Origin of the sequence: Ahrensia marina, from assembly GCF_001293565.1 — a bacterium.
GTDB lineage: Bacteria > Pseudomonadota > Alphaproteobacteria > Rhizobiales > Rhizobiaceae > Ahrensia > Ahrensia marina.
In genome coordinates, this window is the sequence record NZ_JXMU01000036.1 from 1 (window position 1) to 17,066 (window position 17,066).

General features: G+C 48.2%; 29 protein-coding genes. 22 read left to right on the forward strand and 7 right to left on the reverse strand.

Annotated elements, in window-relative coordinates:
• Nucleotides 1–59: 59 nt before the first annotated feature.
• From SU32_RS16245 to SU32_RS16255, 3 genes are read right to left on the reverse strand one after another with little or no spacing between them, the layout of a single operon-like run.
• Nucleotides 60–296 (reverse strand): hypothetical protein, encoded by a 237-nt coding sequence (locus tag SU32_RS16245; RefSeq protein WP_054000436.1) that lies wholly within the window; start codon nucleotides 294–296, stop codon nucleotides 60–62.
• Between the two features lie 22 nt (nucleotides 297–318).
• Nucleotides 319–1,491 (reverse strand): tyrosine-type recombinase/integrase, encoded by a 1,173-nt coding sequence (locus tag SU32_RS16250; RefSeq protein WP_054000437.1) that lies wholly within the window; start codon nucleotides 1,489–1,491, stop codon nucleotides 319–321.
• Nucleotides 1,492–2,127 carry an Arc family DNA-binding protein gene (locus SU32_RS16255; protein WP_054000438.1) on the reverse strand — a complete coding sequence of 212 codons (636 nt, stop codon included), beginning with the start codon at nucleotides 2,125–2,127 and terminating at the stop codon, nucleotides 1,492–1,494. It lies immediately after the preceding gene.
• A 117-nt stretch (nucleotides 2,128–2,244) separates the two neighbouring features.
• Here SU32_RS16255 and SU32_RS16260 point away from each other — a divergent pair, with 117 nt between their 5' ends.
• The 22 genes from SU32_RS16260 (at nucleotide 2,245) to SU32_RS16365 (ending at nucleotide 15,323) form a co-directional block, all read left to right on the forward strand.
• Nucleotides 2,245–2,430: a hypothetical protein gene (locus tag SU32_RS16260; RefSeq protein WP_054000439.1), complete on the forward strand. Its 186-nt coding sequence runs from the start codon at nucleotides 2,245–2,247 to the stop codon at nucleotides 2,428–2,430.
• 80 nt (nucleotides 2,431–2,510) lie between these two features.
• The gene (locus SU32_RS16265; RefSeq protein ID WP_054000440.1) at nucleotides 2,511–3,116 is read left to right on the forward strand and encodes a hypothetical protein; all 606 of its coding nucleotides are present in this window, start codon (nucleotides 2,511–2,513) and stop codon (nucleotides 3,114–3,116) included.
• A complete protein-coding gene (locus tag SU32_RS16270) occupies nucleotides 3,113–3,409 on the forward strand; it encodes a hypothetical protein (RefSeq protein ID WP_054000441.1) in 297 nt (98 codons plus the stop codon). Before SU32_RS16265 ends, SU32_RS16270 begins: the two co-directional genes overlap by 4 nt.
• A complete protein-coding gene (locus SU32_RS16275) occupies nucleotides 3,406–3,594 on the forward strand; it encodes a hypothetical protein (RefSeq protein WP_054000442.1) in 189 nt (62 codons plus the stop codon). The genes SU32_RS16270 and SU32_RS16275 overlap by 4 nt, the downstream gene beginning before the upstream one ends.
• Nucleotides 3,594–4,241 carry a helix-turn-helix domain-containing protein gene (locus tag SU32_RS16280; protein WP_054000443.1) on the forward strand — a complete coding sequence of 216 codons (648 nt, stop codon included), beginning with the start codon at nucleotides 3,594–3,596 and terminating at the stop codon, nucleotides 4,239–4,241. Before SU32_RS16275 ends, SU32_RS16280 begins: the two co-directional genes overlap by 1 nt.
• Nucleotides 4,231–4,521, forward strand: a complete 291-nt coding sequence (locus SU32_RS16285) for a DUF6074 family protein (RefSeq protein ID WP_144421185.1) — start codon at nucleotides 4,231–4,233, stop codon at nucleotides 4,519–4,521. The genes SU32_RS16280 and SU32_RS16285 overlap by 11 nt, the downstream gene beginning before the upstream one ends.
• The gene (locus SU32_RS16290; protein WP_054000445.1) at nucleotides 4,518–4,769 is read left to right on the forward strand and encodes a hypothetical protein; all 252 of its coding nucleotides are present in this window, start codon (nucleotides 4,518–4,520) and stop codon (nucleotides 4,767–4,769) included. Before SU32_RS16285 ends, SU32_RS16290 begins: the two co-directional genes overlap by 4 nt.
• A 60-nt stretch (nucleotides 4,770–4,829) precedes the next feature.
• Nucleotides 4,830–6,017, forward strand: coding sequence for a phage portal protein (locus tag SU32_RS16295; RefSeq protein ID WP_054000446.1), 1,188 nt, complete (start codon nucleotides 4,830–4,832; stop codon nucleotides 6,015–6,017).
• Nucleotides 6,004–6,396 (forward strand): hypothetical protein, encoded by a 393-nt coding sequence (locus SU32_RS16300; RefSeq protein WP_054000447.1) that lies wholly within the window; start codon nucleotides 6,004–6,006, stop codon nucleotides 6,394–6,396. Before SU32_RS16295 ends, SU32_RS16300 begins: the two co-directional genes overlap by 14 nt.
• Nucleotides 6,393–6,902 carry an HK97 family phage prohead protease gene (locus tag SU32_RS16305; RefSeq protein ID WP_342670098.1) on the forward strand — a complete coding sequence of 170 codons (510 nt, stop codon included), beginning with the start codon at nucleotides 6,393–6,395 and terminating at the stop codon, nucleotides 6,900–6,902. The genes SU32_RS16300 and SU32_RS16305 overlap by 4 nt, the downstream gene beginning before the upstream one ends.
• A gap of 3 nt (nucleotides 6,903–6,905) precedes the next feature.
• Nucleotides 6,906–8,051, forward strand: a complete 1,146-nt coding sequence (locus tag SU32_RS16310; protein ID WP_054000449.1) for a phage major capsid protein — start codon at nucleotides 6,906–6,908, stop codon at nucleotides 8,049–8,051.
• A gap of 12 nt (nucleotides 8,052–8,063) precedes the next feature.
• Nucleotides 8,064–8,450: a hypothetical protein gene (locus SU32_RS16315; protein WP_054000450.1), complete on the forward strand. Its 387-nt coding sequence runs from the start codon at nucleotides 8,064–8,066 to the stop codon at nucleotides 8,448–8,450.
• A 182-nt stretch (nucleotides 8,451–8,632) separates the two neighbouring features.
• On the forward strand, nucleotides 8,633–8,983 hold the full coding sequence (locus SU32_RS16320) for an HNH endonuclease signature motif containing protein (protein WP_054000451.1): 351 nt from the start codon (nucleotides 8,633–8,635) through the stop codon (nucleotides 8,981–8,983).
• A gap of 3 nt (nucleotides 8,984–8,986) precedes the next feature.
• Complete coding sequence (locus SU32_RS16325; protein ID WP_054000452.1) at nucleotides 8,987–9,478, forward strand: hypothetical protein; 492 nt, start codon at nucleotides 8,987–8,989, stop codon at nucleotides 9,476–9,478.
• An 87-nt stretch (nucleotides 9,479–9,565) separates the two neighbouring features.
• Nucleotides 9,566–9,868, forward strand: coding sequence for a head-tail connector protein (locus SU32_RS16330; protein WP_054000453.1), 303 nt, complete (start codon nucleotides 9,566–9,568; stop codon nucleotides 9,866–9,868).
• The gene (locus tag SU32_RS16335) at nucleotides 9,865–10,290 is read left to right on the forward strand and encodes an HK97-gp10 family putative phage morphogenesis protein (protein ID WP_054000454.1); all 426 of its coding nucleotides are present in this window, start codon (nucleotides 9,865–9,867) and stop codon (nucleotides 10,288–10,290) included. The genes SU32_RS16330 and SU32_RS16335 overlap by 4 nt, the downstream gene beginning before the upstream one ends.
• The gene (locus SU32_RS16340) at nucleotides 10,287–10,700 is read left to right on the forward strand and encodes a DUF3168 domain-containing protein (protein ID WP_054000455.1); all 414 of its coding nucleotides are present in this window, start codon (nucleotides 10,287–10,289) and stop codon (nucleotides 10,698–10,700) included. The genes SU32_RS16335 and SU32_RS16340 overlap by 4 nt, the downstream gene beginning before the upstream one ends.
• Entirely contained in the window at nucleotides 10,700–11,026 is a 327-nt protein-coding gene (locus SU32_RS16345; RefSeq protein WP_054000456.1) for a phage head closure protein, read from the forward strand. The genes SU32_RS16340 and SU32_RS16345 overlap by 1 nt, the downstream gene beginning before the upstream one ends.
• On the forward strand, nucleotides 11,026–11,418 hold the full coding sequence (locus SU32_RS16350) for a phage terminase small subunit P27 family (protein WP_054000457.1): 393 nt from the start codon (nucleotides 11,026–11,028) through the stop codon (nucleotides 11,416–11,418). Before SU32_RS16345 ends, SU32_RS16350 begins: the two co-directional genes overlap by 1 nt.
• The gene (locus tag SU32_RS16355) at nucleotides 11,396–13,003 is read left to right on the forward strand and encodes a terminase large subunit (protein ID WP_054000458.1); all 1,608 of its coding nucleotides are present in this window, start codon (nucleotides 11,396–11,398) and stop codon (nucleotides 13,001–13,003) included. The genes SU32_RS16350 and SU32_RS16355 overlap by 23 nt, the downstream gene beginning before the upstream one ends.
• A complete protein-coding gene (locus SU32_RS16360) occupies nucleotides 13,003–14,973 on the forward strand; it encodes a hypothetical protein (protein WP_054000459.1) in 1,971 nt (656 codons plus the stop codon). Before SU32_RS16355 ends, SU32_RS16360 begins: the two co-directional genes overlap by 1 nt.
• 14 nt (nucleotides 14,974–14,987) lie before the next feature.
• Nucleotides 14,988–15,323 (forward strand): phage tail assembly chaperone, encoded by a 336-nt coding sequence (locus SU32_RS16365; protein WP_144421186.1) that lies wholly within the window; start codon nucleotides 14,988–14,990, stop codon nucleotides 15,321–15,323.
• A 2-nt stretch (nucleotides 15,324–15,325) separates the two neighbouring features.
• Here SU32_RS16365 and SU32_RS16370 read toward each other — a convergent pair whose 3' ends face one another.
• The 4 genes from SU32_RS16370 to SU32_RS16385 all read right to left on the reverse strand — a co-directional run bounded on the left by SU32_RS16370 (nucleotide 15,326) and on the right by SU32_RS16385 (nucleotide 16,735).
• Nucleotides 15,326–15,838: a hypothetical protein gene (locus SU32_RS16370; RefSeq protein ID WP_054000461.1), complete on the reverse strand. Its 513-nt coding sequence runs from the start codon at nucleotides 15,836–15,838 to the stop codon at nucleotides 15,326–15,328.
• A 61-nt stretch (nucleotides 15,839–15,899) separates the two neighbouring features.
• Complete coding sequence (locus SU32_RS16375) at nucleotides 15,900–16,157, reverse strand: hypothetical protein (RefSeq protein ID WP_054000462.1); 258 nt, start codon at nucleotides 16,155–16,157, stop codon at nucleotides 15,900–15,902.
• 122 nt (nucleotides 16,158–16,279) lie between these two features.
• Nucleotides 16,280–16,474, reverse strand: a complete 195-nt coding sequence (locus SU32_RS17560; protein ID WP_054000463.1) for a type II toxin-antitoxin system HicA family toxin — start codon at nucleotides 16,472–16,474, stop codon at nucleotides 16,280–16,282.
• A gap of 6 nt (nucleotides 16,475–16,480) precedes the next feature.
• Nucleotides 16,481–16,735 (reverse strand): DUF1902 domain-containing protein, encoded by a 255-nt coding sequence (locus tag SU32_RS16385; RefSeq protein WP_082376851.1) that lies wholly within the window; start codon nucleotides 16,733–16,735, stop codon nucleotides 16,481–16,483.
• Nucleotides 16,736–17,066 lie beyond the last annotated feature (331 nt).

A 17,066-nucleotide genomic window follows, 5' to 3' on the forward strand; every position in this document is an offset into this window, starting at 1 on the left:
ATTTGTTTTGACGTTGATATTATTAGGAAAAATAGCCGCATGTCGCGGCTATGTTGCAGTCAGATCATTTTTACTGAGCCAGATGTAATGCCAAGGCTCTCTGCTGTAGTGGCTGATATCCGAACCGGTTCATTAATATCGTCATCTTGAAAATGACTGCCTGCCGACCTGACAAGAGTAGCTGCTTCATTCTTAGTTTGAGCCCCAACCGCATAAGCGACAAGAACCCTGTATTCATACTCAGGCATGGTAGTCCATACCGAGACGATCCAAGCATTTGAATCCGCGCTTTCCATTTTAATCCCCTCTTTGTTATTTCTACTTGAATAGTATTTCCTCTGCTGTGGCTAGTTCCTTATCTTCATGAACGGTCGGGAATAGATGGCCGTAGGTATCGAATGTCACCTGAATTGATGAATGCCCCATGCGTGTCTGCACTGCTTTGGGTGTAAGCTCCAAGCCGCCATCTGCTTTTCGGTTGATGCACCATGAGGCGAACCAGTGGCGCATCGCGTGCATACCGCTATACTTGGCAACAAGCTTTCCGTCCGGTCCCTCTTTAGTCACGCCTGCCTTAATCATCGTTGGCTGCAATCCGCGCTTGATGATGTTGGCGTGCCATTCAATATTTCCAGCCGTGTTCGGGAACACCAGATCAAGTTCACCAATCGGGCAGGCAAGTTTCCATTCTTTGAGCGTGTTCACAAGCATAGGCGGTAGTGGAATTGTGCGTTGCCCTGCATCTGACTTCGGCATTCCCATAGTATGATATTTGTCAGCCCGGCTACGCACATGCAGTTCACGCTTTTCAAGATCGACGTTTGACCATGATAGGCCGCGCAGCTCTGATGATCTGAGGCCCGTAAAAATGGCGGTAAAAAGCAAAGGGCGATAGCGTCCCTCAGCAGCCGCAAGGATAGCGCGTGCTTCCTCAATGGTGGGAATGTCTATCCCATAGGCCAAACGCCGCTTCTGGCGCTTCTCTGTGGTGTTTCTGGTTCGTCGCTTAGACATTTCACTGACGGCATTGCGAACGATCAGGCCGCGCTCCTGTGCATCGCTGAGGATGCTACCAAGCGAAACGGTTACGCGCTTGACCATAGATGCAGATCGGCCTTCCTTGCGTAGCTTATCTTGGAACGAGCGAACGTAAGGCACAGTTACCTTGTTGAGCCGTGCAGCGCCAATAAACGGTTTAATATGCAATTCCACATGTTGGCGGTACCCATCGATTGTGGTGCGCTCTAATCCTGCATGGTCGCAGCTTACCAGCCATAGACTGCAAGCTTCTGCAACAGTAACGGTCGCACGGTCTGCTACATGAACACCTTGATCGACTTCCAATGTTGCGGTTGCCGCGAACTTGTCAGCGTCTTTTTTCAGCTTGAATGACTTTAGGCGGCGCTTTCCACTAGCATCGGTGTAATCGACAACCCAAGCGGTCTTTTCTTCACCCTTGGCCGTGGACCATGTGCGCTTGCGGACGCTCATTTAAAATTCACCTGCCGAATCGGGTGGCCCCCAATTTTCTGCATAAAAATTCCGAAGGTGATCTTCGATGGCTTGATAGGATTTTTCAGGTTCTGCAAATTTAGTTTTGTCTAACCTAAAGAGCTTAAGCGCAGCATTCACATCCCCCTCTTTAAAGCTCTTGATCGCCAGCGCTATTTTGTCATGGCCTGCGTTCGCAAATAATCCTCTTTCAAGTTCCCTCTTTAAATCGCTGAGTTCAACGCCGTATTCACTTGCTCTTTTCCATCGCTTAAATCGTGCTGTAAAATCAGACATTTGTTTGTGGTGATTTGGTAACGTCATAGAAACAAATTGATCTGTCTCCAAACCTGAAGATACTCGTTCGGACAGTTCGTCAAGCGATTCAATTAACATTCGGCGATAAGGCAAGCCATTTGACTGCTGGGCAAGATCAATCGCTTCATGCACCCGTTCCAGAACTTCAAATATTGATGGCTGTGGTGGAAAATGCTGTTCAAGAGCCTGCAAAATCTCAGCATTCATTGAACGCCCACTACGCTCAGCTGCTTCTTTAATTCGGTCGCGCAAACCTTCAGGCATTCTAACCTGAAATCGCTCTGCAAGTTCACTTGGATATTTTGAATCATCACTCATAAGACAATGAATGCGACTTGCACCCAAAAAAATCAAGGGTGCGACTTGCACCTATCGAAATTAGCTGTTAACAATACGTGAGTGCAAGTTGCACCTATGACCTTTGGAGACAAATCAATGAGTGAAGTTAAGCCAATTGAACTGATATGGGGGATCGCCAAAATCGCGCGAGTAATTGGGCGCACAGATCGTCAAACTTACCATCTTCTTACGTCTGGTAATTTACCAGCAAAACAACTTGGTAATCGATGGGTCGCTGAGCGCGGCAAGCTGATTGCATTTTTCTTGGAGGATGCTGAATGAGCGCACTTAAAAAGATGGCCCGATCTGGCGGCAACCGGATCGAGCCTGTCCAAAATCTCAATTAACACATGGAGAGAGACATGAACAAACCACTCAATATCAATGAAATGGCAAACGCCGCAACCAGTGATCTGCAAAAATCAGAAGCACAAATCGAAAAGCTTTGGGAAACCATAACTGATATGGAAGCCCCATTGAATGAAATGTCAGACTTCATCATGTCAATGTGGTGGATCACGCAAGGCCGTAATGATGAGGTGACAAGCCCACTATCAACAATTGCGCTGACAGCAGATGACCTTTGTAAAAAGATTGAAGCAATGCGCGGCGAATGTTTTCACATGCTTCACGGCATGAAGTTCCGTGAAAGGATACCCGCTTCAAAAGATGACGCCTACCTGATCGACCTTGGAGAGCAGCTATCAAAATCATATAAGCAACAGGTAGTTAATGCCGAGGCACCTGACGCAGAATATGATGCGTCATTTGACGCTTCAACAGCGATAGTAAGCAAAATAGAGAATGCCACTGCCACAACGCTTGAAGGCTTAAAGGTAAAAGTCAAAGCGTATCTGTGGAGCCGTGGCGAGCTTAACTTTGACGACTACAAAAATGAAAAAACCACAGACATGCGTTTGATTGGTTCGATCTTCACTGATCTTCAAAAGATTGGCGGTGCAGCATGAACCGCAGATCACTTATAAAAGCATTCGTTGCATTTGGTATCGTTGCGCCTGCAAGCATTGCAAAAGCTACACCATCACCTGAACAGCGCATTAAGGATGCTGTCTCTATCATCAAAGAGGCGCTTGCTGAAATTCATCCTGAGTTTGAAATTCGTGCCACAGGCGGCACTCAAAGAGCAATTCGATGGGGTGACAACGCCGATCTTGGACCCGTGATGCAGCGTGTTGAAATTGTCGCTTTCAAAGAAGGCCGCGACCCAGATGAACCTATTAAATGGGCGATGGACAGATGAGCGGCATAGATCACGAACAAACAGCAGAGATTGATGAGGCAGGCCGTTGGCTTGCTTCACTCAGCCCAGAGCAACGTGCACAGCGTCCAGCCGTACCCTTATTGCGAGAGCGCTTTGACCTGACAGCAGTGCAAGCATGTGAAGCGATAGCCATTGCACGGCAGCTTAGAAGCGAGGTGCGCTGATGAGTGAAAATAAGGAACTTACAGAAGATGAGAAAAAAACATTTTCATCTTGGAAGTTTGACGTATTGGACCGGATCATGCGTGACCATAAACTTGCACCCATAGATAAGACTATCGGCTACTGCATCATTCAGCACGTAAATGCCGTTAAGGGGCAGGCATACCCTTCAACTGCAACTATAGCAGGAACGTGCAACTGTCATATTGATGCCGTGTCACGATCAACTGGGAAATTGGCAAAGCGCGGCTGGATTACAAAACGCCGCAATGTAAAGGGCTATAATGAGTACATGCCCGGGCCGCCTGAAAAGATAGAAAGGCTTTTCAATGAGATTGATGATGCCGTTCAATACAGAATTGATAAAAGGCAAGAGCAGGCAAAAAATAGGGCTGAGGCTAAAGCCAAGTCCCGTCAAAAGAAAGACCTCCCTGTATTTGACCTGACCAAATACGTGTCCCGTAAAGGTCGCGGGCTGACAAAACGTGAGGTTCACGAACTGACCAAAGACCTGACCCGTGACCTGACCAAAGTAAGGGATAAACACCTATGTTCGGAACTACCTAATAATAACACCGAAGAAATTTTTAGCGATGAGCAAGAGGCCAATAACTACCAAGCAATGAAGGATGGAACTTATGAGTGGTAATCACCTTCCATTATTCAACTGGCAACCACCAGTAAAAATCATCGCCTTTCCAGCAAGCAAGCAGATTGGAAAAGCCCGTCATGTTGCAAGCCTTTTCATGAATAAAACTACCGAAAGGGCGCAACAATCTTATTGGGAACAAATCGAAAAGGGTTTTTCTCAAAAATTGCACAAGCTTGGCCTTTCAGATGCTGAAATCACCAAAGAACTGGAAGCGTTTGCTGCTCTTGTTCAGAAAGAGGTTGATATCTTGTGCCACAAAGAGGGGGTGCAAAAATGAGCGACAACAAACCACCATTAGACCGTTGGCGTTTCGATGAGCTTCTAAAAGACCTCAAAGAACTCACCCGATCAGAAATCATCTGGGGACATAAGGCCATATCAAACCGGATAGGTACGAGTGAGGATTTTGTTCGCAAGCAGATCGCTCAGCACCCAAATTCACCCCTCAAGAAATTGGGGGGAAAGGTTTATGCGGTTGAACACGAATTGGTTGCTTTTCTAAAGCAGCCGGACAAACCCGCTTAAACCCACTACAGCACGTTATTGCACGTTTAGGAATTTCATCCTAACTGATATATTCGGTTCATGGTATTTTGGAACCGAAGCAAGAAGCCGATAGAGGCTAAATCAGCAGACCTCACAAGCCCAGAAGATTGGCTGAAAGAGGCTTTTGGCATTTCTGTTTCCGGCAACACAATAACCGATCAGGATGCGTTGACCGTCCCTGCCGTATCAAGCGCTATCAGATTGATTAGCGAAGCGGCGGCAAGTCTAAAGATAGAAATCGTTGCCATCGATGAGGAAGGCAATGAGGCGGTTGATAAGACCCATTCGCTCAACAGCCTTTTGTCTGGCAACGTGAATGACTGGACAGACAGCTTTTCCTTCATTCGTGATCTTATCTCACAAGCTCTACAGAATGATGCAGGTGGCCTTGCATGGGTAAACCGTGTCGATGGCAAGCCTGCTGAGATAATCCATTACACGAGCGGCAATATCACAGTTGAATATGCCACTACAGGAACACGGGAACCAAGCTACAAGCTGGCAAACCGTCCAGTGCCTTCAAGCGATGTTATTCACCTGAAATCACCATTTTCTAAGTCACCTCTTTCCTTAGCCAAAGAAGCAATCGCTACAGCTAAGCAGATGGAGCGACATGCTGGATCACTGTTTAAGAACGGTGCGCGTCCGGGCGGTGTAATCGAAAGCCCCGGCAAACTTGGCGAAGCTGGCTTCAAAGCAATGAAGGCCGCTTGGCGTGCAGCCCATGAAGGTGCGGACAATGCTGGCAAGACCGCTTTCCTTTGGGATGGTGCAACATTCAAGCCATTGGCGATGAACTCAACAGACGCGCAATTCTTGGAAAATCGCAAATTCGGCATCATGGAAGTTGCAAGAGCGTTCCGTGTTCCACCTGCCATGCTCTATGAGCTTGATCGTGCCACTTGGTCGAACAGCGAACAGCAGGGCCGTGAGTTTCTTGTTTACACATTGGAGCCTTGGTTGCGTGCGCTTGAAGGCGCTTTGTCCCGTGCCTTGTTCAATGACAGTGAGCGCGGAATGTGGAGCATTCGCTTTGAACGCGATGATTTAACCCGCGCTGATCTTGGCAGCAGGGCAGTTGCTTATTCCAGCCTCATTGCATCCCGCGTTCTCAATCCAAATGAAGCACGTCAGTGGGAGGGCTTGCCTGCCTATGCCGAGGGCAATGCGTTCGTAAACCCAAACATAGACACAAACAAACCGGAGCCATCTGATGGAGCTGAATGAAATCTTAGCAGGTAACATCGATCAGGAAAAAGGTGTCTGGTTTGACATTGTTGATCCGTTCAATGGCGAACCTATTTGCATTCGCTTTCGCGTTGCAGGACCGGACAGTGAAACACAGCGTAAAGCCCGTTTAGCGCTTTCTGATGAGCTTGCAGAGCTTGCCGATGAAAACGGCAAAGTCAGTGCAGAAAACCGCGAGAAGGCACGTCTCAACTGCCTAGCGCGTTGCGTGCTTGGTTTTGAGATTCAAGAAGATGGAAAGCCTATCCCGTTCAATCACGCCAATGTCGTGCGCGTTCTTAAAGCTGGCACATGGTTGCAAGAGCAAGTGGACAGCGCAGCCGGTGATCGCTCACTCTTTCAAGGTGACGCGGCATGAATATGGAACACGCATACTTTAGCACAAAGATGCTGACTGATGATGCTGGCACTATCACAGGCATGGCATGGCCGTTCGCTGCACCTGATCGTGTAGGCGACTGGATCGAGAAGGGCGCATTTTCCAAAGCTAATTTGCCCCTTCCAATGCTCTTTGCTCATGACCAGAAAGACCCGATTGGCGCATGGACAGAAGCTAAAGAGACTGATGAGGGCTTGGAAATCACTGGCAAGATGCTTGTTGGTGAAATGAACCGCGCCCGTGAAGTGAGCGCACTGGTTAAGTCAGGCGCTATTCGTGGCCTTTCGATTGGCTTCTTTACCAAGAAATCAAAGCCCCGTGCAGGTGGTGGACGAACAATCACAGACTTGGAACTCATAGAGGCATCGCTTGTCTCAGTTCCCATGCACCCGAACGCACAAATCCGATCAGCTAAATCCGGCATCGAAGCATTGCAGCTTGCCGAAGCCATAAACCGCGCAACAGCGCAATTCGCAGCGAGGTAAATCATGCGACACGTCAACAAACTTGAATTGAAAGACGCGGAACCAAATCCCGTCGATATCGTAACCAAGGCGCTCGATGAGCTAAAGCAGAACGTCGATGAGCGCTTGAAAACGGTCGAAGAAAAATCGGCTGATGATGCTGAGACCAAGGCATTAAAAGATCGCCTGGACAAGATCGAAGCAAAGTCAAACCGTCCTGAGGGCAGCGACAAAGAGAACGGCGAAGTATCAGCCGAACTCAAAGCATTTGGCACATATTTGCGCCGTGGCGATAAAGGCAATGAAGCTGAACTCAAAGCGCTGACAGTCGCAGATGATGAACAGGGGGGCTATCTAGCGCCTGCTGAGACTTCAACTGAGTTTATCCGCGACCTTGTGGAATATTCACCTATCCGGTCAGTTGCGAGTGTTCGCTCTATTGGATCGCCTTCTGTGAAATATCCAAAGCGCACTGGAATCACAAATGCACAGTGGGAAGGTGAGACTGAGGAATCAGAAGAAAGCGCACCGTCTTTTGGTCAGGTCGAAGTGCCTGCTCATAAGCTGATGACTTATGTTGATCTGTCTAATGAATTGCTTGCTGATAGCGGTGGCACTGCTGAGGCAGAAGTTCGCTTGGCACTTGCCGAGGACTTTGGACAGAAAGAAAGTGTTTCATTCGTCAACGGCTCAGGTGTCAAACAGCCTGAGGGCTTGCTGACTAACGCTGACATTAGCGAATACAAAAACGGCCATGCAACAGACCTGAAATCTGATGCGATGGTCAAAGCCATGTACGACTTGCCTGCGGCATATCGCAACAATGGTACTTGGATGATGAACGGCACGACATTGGCGGCTGTTCGATTGCTCAAAGACGGTGACGGTCGCTATCTATGGCAGCCAAGCTTTCAAGCTGGACAACCAGAAACAATCCTTGGTCGTCCAGTAATTGAAGCCGTGGATATGCCCGATATCGAGGCGCAATCAACACCAATTATGTTTGGTGACTTCTCAGCTTATCGGATCGTTGACCGCCTAGCGATGAGCATTTTGGTCAACCCTTACATTCTGGCAACCAAAGGCATCACCCGCATTCACGCAACACGGCGCGTTGGCGGCAAGGTGATCCAACCTGCACGTTTTCGCAAATTCAAGATGGAAGTTTAAGAGGATAAGCACATGCGAGATATTGCAAACAACATCGGCACAGTTCAGGCGGTTGCGCCTGCTGTCCTGTCAGCAACCAACACAAGCGATGCTTTGGACCTTAAAGGCTTTCAGAGCGCTTGTCTGGTAATCAACACAGGCGCAATTGCAGGCTCTGGGGACTTCACAGCCAAGCTTCAAGAAAGCGACACGACAACCTCAGGTGACTTCACTGATGTGGTATCAGAACACCTCATTGGTGAACTACCTGCAACGCTTGAAGCTGATAGCGTAGTCAAGCAGGGCTATATCGGCCACAAGCGTTACCTGCGCGTTGTCACCACGAAAAACTCAGGCACTTCTATCGCTGCATCGGCTGTCCTTATCAAAGGCCATGCAGACGTCCGGCCTGTGGAATAACGGAGCCACGTCATGACGGTATCGCGGCCTATCGAACAACGAAAAACCATCTGCGCGGCTCCAGTAGGATTTTGTGCGTTCAAGGTGGCAAAGGTCGTGCTTGATATGCGGTCTCCTTACGTAAAAGCAAGCAAGACAGGGATGTTACGGCTACCCCTGTCAACTCATCATGGGGTGACATAATGCCTATGAAACCACCACGCATTTGCGGATGCGGCTTTGCCATCGCTGCCAACACTGAATGCCCTTGTGAGGCACGAAAGAGCAAAGAGCGTAAAGCGCGTGCAGATCGCAAACGTCCCTCATCAAGCAAGCGAGGCTATGACAGCACATGGCAAAAAGACCGTGCAATATACCTCAAAAGCAACCCTACATGCAGGCGCTGCGGTGAACCTGCAACGGTAGTCGATCACATCATTCCGCATAAAGGGAACCAGAAGCTGTTTAAAGACCGCTCCAACTGGCAACCGCTATGCACCAACTGTCATTCAAGCGCCAAGCAGAAAGCAGAGCGCAAACTGGTAACGAGGTAAATCATGCCAATATTCGCAACAGCAGGTTCTAAGCTATACATCGGTGGCGCTCTAAGTGAGAAAGCAGCAGACTTTGTGCTTGCAGACTTTGATAGTCAAACATGGGTGGAGATTGATCCACTCGAAAGCATCGGCTCTATGGGTGATACAGCACAAGAGATCACCTTTGAAGCTATCGGTCGCAACCGTACTCAAACACTCAAAGGCACACGCCGCGCTCCAACTATGGAAGTGGTGGCAGGCTTGGACATGACAGATGCAGGTCAGATCGCATTGGTGGCGGCAGAAGCACAGCCATATGATTATGCGTTTAAAGTCGTGTTCGATGATGCGCCAGCGACAGGTTCAGCACCAACACCCTCAGAACGTTACTTCATTGCAAAGGTAATGAGCGCAACTGAAGAACTGGACAGCGCTAACAACGTCATGAAGCTCAACAGCAGCTTGGCAATCAATAGCAATCTTGTTCGGGTCAACGCTGCAACAGGTGACTAGGGGGGGTGGTCTTAGACTTTTATTCCTCCAAAGGGACCGGCGGGGGAACCCTTTTACAATATTTGCGGGAAATAGGATTTTTTGCCTATGGCAGTGATAAGCACACAGCAAGCACTTGATCAGCTCTATTTGAAGAGCAGCGAAAGCAACATCATAGAGCGAAAGATTGCGGCGGCACAGGCGCACATTGAAAGGCTTCTGGGCTATACCTTCGAAGAGCAATTCGAGGGAGAGGAAAACACGCCTGAGGATTTGAAAGAGGCGGTGTTGCAGCTTGTCGGCCATTGGTATGAAAACCGAGAGGCAACGCTTGTCGGTGTAACGGCTCAAGAGCTTCCTTTTTCAGTCTGGCAGATCATAGCAGAGAACCGTGCTTGGAGTTTTTCATGACACACGATGGTGGACTAAGCCGTTTTCAGAAGCGAATGAAAGCAGTTCCAAAGGCTGTCAAAGAAGCTGTGAAGCCTGCTTTGAACAAGTCCGGCGAAGAGCTAGCCACAACCATGCGAACGCTTGCTGAGGTTTCGCGAGATACGGGTGATTTGATTGACAGCATTGAAGTGACAGAAGGTGGACAAAAAACCCCACCTTACTCGCAGCCCGGAGGCTCAACATTTGTTCCTGAAAATGCGGTCGCTGTCACGGTAGGCAATATGGACGTGCGCTATCCGCACCTTGTGGAATACGGCTCTAAAAATGCACCTGCACAGCCGTTCTTTTGGCCTGCTGTTCGCACCACAAAGAAGCGCATAACAGGACGTATCAAGCGGTCAATTTCCAAAGCAGTCAAAGACAATTGGGGAAGCCAATGAGTGCAGCCCTATCTTTGCAGAAATCTATTCGTGCGCGGCTTGTTTCCAAGGCTGTCATCACAGATACGGTTCCAGCTAGTTCTATACTGGACAGGCACCAAACGCCTGCACCTGATCCGTCTATTATCATCGGTGAAGCGCAGACGGTTGATGAGGGCGACGATCTACAGCGCCGCTCTTTCCGCGTTTATTCAACGCTGCATGTTTGGGTTAAAGAGCCTTCTCTGACAGGCGCTAATGCCCTTAGTGGTTTAATCGTTGATGCTGTTCTTGGTGGGCGTTTTCCTGAGCGTGATGGCTGGCAATGTGTTGATCAGTTTGTTTCAAGCACAAGGCTTATTCGTGACCCTGATGGTGAAACCAGTCATGGGATTGTGACGGTCGAGGCTCTTATGCGGAGGGCTTCATAATGCGTGCTGGCAAGCTGGATAAAGAAATCACATTGCAACGCTCAAGTAATACCGTTGACGATGCAGGCTCACCGACAATTACATGGACTCCTTATGACGAAGTGCGCGCTGAGATAGTGCAGCAATCGACACAGGAATTCATCGAAAACCAAGGCGCGACAGAAGAAACAATTGTGATCTTTCGTATTCGTTTTGTGGAGGGCGTGCTCAATCGTGATAGCGTTCTTTACAACGGCAAGATTCACAATATTCGGGAAGTTACTGAAATAGGCCGCAAGCGTGGTTTGGAAATTCGCACTGTCACAGTGACAGGAGCGGCAAACTGATGCGTGGAACCAAACCCCACTTAGTCGTGGACAATGGCGCAGTTAAAAGGTCACCTCCAGCCCCTTCATGGTTGTCATTGGAAGCCAAAAAAGAGTGGAAGCGCGTAATCAATTTGTTAGTTGATCGACGCATTCTAACCCGTGCTGATCTGGCTTCGTTAGAAAACTATTGCACGGCCATCGGCCAAGTGCGCGATTGTGAGAAGCATTTACAAGAAAACGGCCATGTCATTGATGTGGATGGCGTTATGAAGCGTAATCCCTCAGTTGGCATTCAATCGGACGCTATGACACGAGCAAGACTGCTTGCTGCTGAACTTGGCTTAACACCTGTCAGCCGATCACGGCCAACCATAAGGGATCAAGAAGATGATGATTCCCTCTTGGATTGATGACGGATCAGAGATTGATGATCCATTTGGCTATGGTGAAAGAGCGGTGCAGTGGCTTCGCCGTCTAAAGCACCCAAAGAACCCCGCTAGAGGGCACCCATTTCAGCTTGATGACTTTCAAGAGCGGATCATTCGCAAAGCCTATGGGCCGCGCAATGAGGATGGAACACGCATTGTCAGGCGCATTGTGCTGCTTTTACCACGTGGCAACCGCAAGACTTCTTTATGTGCCGGCATAACACTGCTGCACCTAATGGGACCGGAGCGGCAAGCTGGCAATCTTATTGTTTCAGCAGCCTCAGCGCATGAACAGGCAAAAGAGCTTTATGGCGAAACGGCACTGATTGTTGAGAATGATCCGCGCCTTGAAAAGCATCTATCTGTCAGAGATTATATTTCTCAAATTGGATTTGCCAAAGAGCGCAGCCGTTACATCGCGGTGGCATCGGACGGAAAGACACAACACGGCAAAACGCCAAATGTGGTGATCGCTGATGAGTTGCACGTTTGGCAGGGAGCAGCCGGACAACGCCAATGGGAAGCGCTGGACAGTGCGCTTGTGAAAGTTCCAAACACTTTGATGATTGTCGCAACCACAGCAGGGCGGGGGCAGGAAAACCTTGCTTGGAAAACTGTGCAATATGCCATGAAAGTGCAAAATGGTGAGATCGATGATCCGGCAACGCTACCTGTTATTTTTGCCTTGGATGATGAGGATGATTGGCAGGATGAGGAGGTTTGGCACAAGGTGAATCCGGGCCTAAAGCACGGCTATCCTGATCTGGCAGCTTTCAGAGACAAAGCCCTCAAAGCGAAACATTCACCTTCTGATCGCGATAGCTTTCTGCAATTCAATCTGAATAAATGGCTGGATCAATCGACAAGCCCATTTGTTGATATGAAGGTTTACGATCAGGGACAAGCACCTGTTGATCTTGATGATTTAGAAGCCGATCAAACGCCTTGCTTCATTGGTGTGGACCTATCCAAGAATGAAGATTTAACCGCAATCGTTGCTGCATGGCGCGATGGTGAAGGCTATCAGGTACACCCTTGGTTTTTCTGTCCCTCAGATAACCTCAGAGAGCGCGGCGATAAGCACGATGCGCCCTATGTTGAATGGTCTGAACGCAATTTTATTGCGCCAACGCAAGGGAATGTGGTGGATTTTCGCCATATAGAGGACCATTTGCGCGAGTTATGTGCGCGGTTCAATGTTCAAGAGATTGCTTTTGATCCGCATATGGGCCGCGTGATGATGGCAAGTCTTATGGATGATGGTTTTCCGGTAGTCGAAATGCGTCAAGGTTGGGTGACAATGGCACCTGCTGTCAAAGAGCTTGAACGTGCAATCATTGCAAGGCGGTTCAAGCATGGCGCTCATCCGGTTCTCAGGTGGAATTTTGAGAACGTGCAGGTCGAGACAGATAAAGCTGGAAACCGATCTTTTCACAAAGGCAAGTCAGGCAACAAGATTGATGGCGCAGTAGCTTGCGCGATGGCCGTTGCTCGTTGTGCAGCAGGTGAACAGGCAAGCATCTATGACGCTGACTGGTTTAACCCCGACGAAATGGGAGCCTTCTAATGGCAAATGATACTGAACGACTATTTGTGCAGCTTGAAGCTCGAATAAACGACTTTGAAAAGCAGATGACAAAGGCCGAGCGCAAAGGCACAAAAACCTACAAGGGCCTGCAAAACAGTTCGCGCCGCGCTACCCGCCAAATGGAAAGCGACATGAACAGGTCAATGCTTTCTATTAACCGATCACTGGCGGCAGGTACAAAGGGCGCAAGCTCGTTCCTCAGCGTGTTTACGAAGTCAGCCATAGGCGCAACGCTGGGCGGCATTTTATCCGTTGGTGCTGCCATATCAGGCGCAAAGAGCGCTCTTGTGGAGTTTGATAAGGTTGCCAAATCTGCCAAGCTTTCCGGTTTGAACAGTGATCTTTATCAATCTGTTGCTCACAGTGCTGATCTTGCCGGTGTTAGTATCGACAACTTAGATCAGGCTTTGCAGGGCTTTAGGCGCAACACCGCGCTTGCTGCTGCTGGCAAAGGTGAACTGGTCGAGAAGATGAAGGCTCTAAACCCAGAGCTTTTGAAGAATATTCAAAACGCCGCAACGCAAGAGGAAAGATTGCGTCTCGTGGCAGATGCTTTGAAGCAAGCCAAAACAGAAACCGAGCGTGTTGGTCTGGCGACAGCAGCATTTGGTGAAAGTGGCCAAAAGCTAATCCCCGTTCTTCAAAATGGTGCCGATGGTCTAAACGCTATGGAGCGCGAAGCAAAGAAGCTTGGCATTGTCATTGACCGTGAATTGCTTGCCCGTTCAGAAGAGTTGACCGATGAACTAACCATTGCATCTAAAATTATGGATGTGGAGTTTAAGTCAGCACTGCTGGATATTGCGCCCGTTCTGGTTGATGTTGCACGGATTGCTGGCAGCGTAGCAAGCGGCATCCGATCAATCACAGATGCTATGCGCGGTCTTTCTGAAAAATCCACGCAGTCGCTGAAACGGCAACTGGATGGCCTGAACAAAAACATCCATGCGCGACAGAATCCGCAAGGCTTGACCTTTACAATGCCGGGCGCTCGTTCAATCGAAGATATGCAGGCCGAAGCCGACCAGATCATGAGCGAGCTAAAGCGCAGAACTTTGGAAGGAATGCGTCCACAGCTTGAACAGCTAAAGGCTCAGCATTCACCAACCAATATTGGCACAATAGGCGGTGGAACATCTGGCCGTGGAGGTTCGACCCGCAATGCAAGCGCTCAGGCGGCACTCCGCGAAGCTGAGGCTGTCAAAGACCTCATAAGCGAACTACAAGCTGAATATGATGCTCTTGGCATGACAGACACGCAGCGCAAGATTGCAGAAGCACAGCGCCGTGCAGGATCAGCCGCAACACAAGAGCAATCCGCACTGATTGCGGAACTTGTCACAAAGATTGAAGCTGAAAAAGCAGCTATTGAGGCGAACAATGAGGCAATGGAAGCAAGGCGGCAATCTATCGAATATCTGTTTGATGGTGGCTTAACTGCGCTGGAGAGTGTCGTGACGGGCGCTGATGATGCAGGCGAAGCTTTCAAAAGATTGGCATTGGATATTGCTAAAGCAGCCGCGCAAGCAGCGCTGTTCAATAAAGGTCCATTGGCAGGGCTATTTGGCGGCGGCGGAGGTTTCTCAGCAGTTTCAGTTATTGGTGCAGGGCTTGGCTTGTTTTCTAGCGGTGGCTTTACTGGTAATGCTTCACGCGACACACCGACAGGCATTGTTCACGGTCAGGAGTTCGTAGCGAATGCAGCAGCCACAGCACGTTTCAGACCGCAACTAGAAGCAATGAATAAAGGGATCGCACCTTCAAGTAACAGTAGTAAGCAGCAAACTGTGCAGCACACATTTGCACCGACTTACAACATCGACAATCGAGGCGCATCCAATGAAGCGATTGCTCGTCTTGAGGGTGTGGTTGCCAAAATGAACCGCGATCTTCCAAAGAATGTGAACGCCATTACGAAGCGGCGCGAAACACGCGGGGTTACTTATTGATGGCCGGACAATTTATGAAATCGCAACAACGGTTGAAAGCACAAATTGTTGAGGCGTTGGAGCAGCACCTGAAAACTGGAAAAAGCTTAAAAGTACCGGAGGCCGGTGAATGGCTATGGTCTTTGTTTTGTCAGATCAGCAGGTCACGGACGTATCATGCAAATGGTCCAAACCCGCTTCAATGGGCTGAAATAGAATCATGGATGCAGTTGTACAGATGGCCGCTTGAACCGCATCACATTGATATTATCTGCGCTCTTGATGATGCTTGGATCAGGCATTCACGCTCAGATCAGCAGGCACCCTCACAGCCAATAAACACGGGCGCATTTGACGCGGTGTTTGGCTGATTTTATGCCCTGCAATGACTTTTACCTAATTCAGTTAAGTGACCTGCTTGGACATACTTTTTATATGTTTTTCTTTTGCCGGAACCGTTCAGGCCCTTGGTTTCTACTTCAACGCGATCACCTAAGGTCGCTATTTTTCGTACACATTTTCCTTTGCTCCAATAACCGAAGCGAGAGCTGCTTGTTTTACTGTAAAACAAGTTGGTTTCCTGATTCACAAAGTGTGTAAAATATTCACCGTCCTTATCAACGGTTTGACCCTTGTTTAATATTGATGCTTTAGCGTAGCCTTTGTATTTCTGTTCCAAAGACCACTCAATGGGCTGCATGAGTAGAAAAAATGCTGCTGCAATTACCACAAGGATGCCTAGCCCTAAGCCATGAAACTCAACGTTTGGAGCACGGGATTTTCGGCCTAAGTTATGATAGAAACTTTCTGTCGGGTTATTGTGATTATCAGGAACACCTGACAGCCCCTTCATGTAGGCTTCAGTGTTTTTATCTTTCTTGTGCATTTAAAATCTTCCTCAAGTGATGGAAGCGCGATGACACATAATGCTGCTTTCTTCGTAGGGTTTAATACATTCCTTTTACAGCGAATGTTCTTGATTGCGCCTTTTTCGCCTTTTTTTCTTTGACACTTAATGCGCAAAGCCTGTTGGCATAATCGAAGTGTCGTGACTTCACTTCATAGATTGGCTCACTTTCGCTTGCCTGTAGCAAATCGCCAACCATTGGAATGAATGTGCTGTCTATCAAATCAAAGTCGTGTAGAGGTGCGGGGTCATACGCACCACCCGGATTTGGTTTGAACACTCGAACATGAAATTTCATAGCAATGTCCCTTGTTGCTTAGCCTTATCATCATGGCGGATATATTGGAAAAAGCAAAGGCCCCGCCGAAGCGAGGCCCGATATACTCTAAATGTGGTGCTCAATAAGCTACAATTAGAAGCTTAGAATTTTTTCGGAATACCCGCGTCTTTTAATATGCCGTTTGCAGTGTGTCGGCTTTTTAAATTGTGAGGTACTAGAAGCATCTTTCCAGTCTCTTTGTTGCACCATTTTTCATGGGAACCTTTGCCGTTTTTTAGATATTCAAAGCCTTTGGAGCTTATCTCATCACAAACGAGTTTATAAAGAGTAGGCATATATGGTTATGCCACAGCCAACTTGCCTTCAGGACGTTGCCACAATATAGCGGGCACCAAATCTTTAATTGATCTGCTTGCAAGGTCCGGTGCACTCAAGTGGTTTTGAATAATCAATTCAATAGCCACGTCGTGCATAATATCTTCAAATTCTTCGATTGTATCAGACTCAATATGAAGACCTAGAATATCACTCTCGGAAATGAAAACCTGAGCTTCTTCATCCCAAAGAGCTTTGACGGAAAATGTACGTTTCATCATATAACTCCCTGTTTAGCGATTAATGTTTATGTGCAATTAGTTGTCAACTTAATGTAGTGTATGTCAATCGCATATAAAGTATGGCGGTGGAAGTTAATTTTTTACCCCTCACGCTAATATGATTAAAATCGGTAGATAAATAAGGTGTTCCCATGTCGCGTATATGTCGCATGGATTTGCGGTGACTGATTGAAAACCCTTGAAAAACAAGGGGAGCCAGATGCAACAAGATGCAACATGCCGTTGCACAAAAAGCACCATTATAAAATCGTTATGCAATTGATTTTATTAATAAATTTTTTGGCTGGGGAACCTGGATTCGAACCAGGAC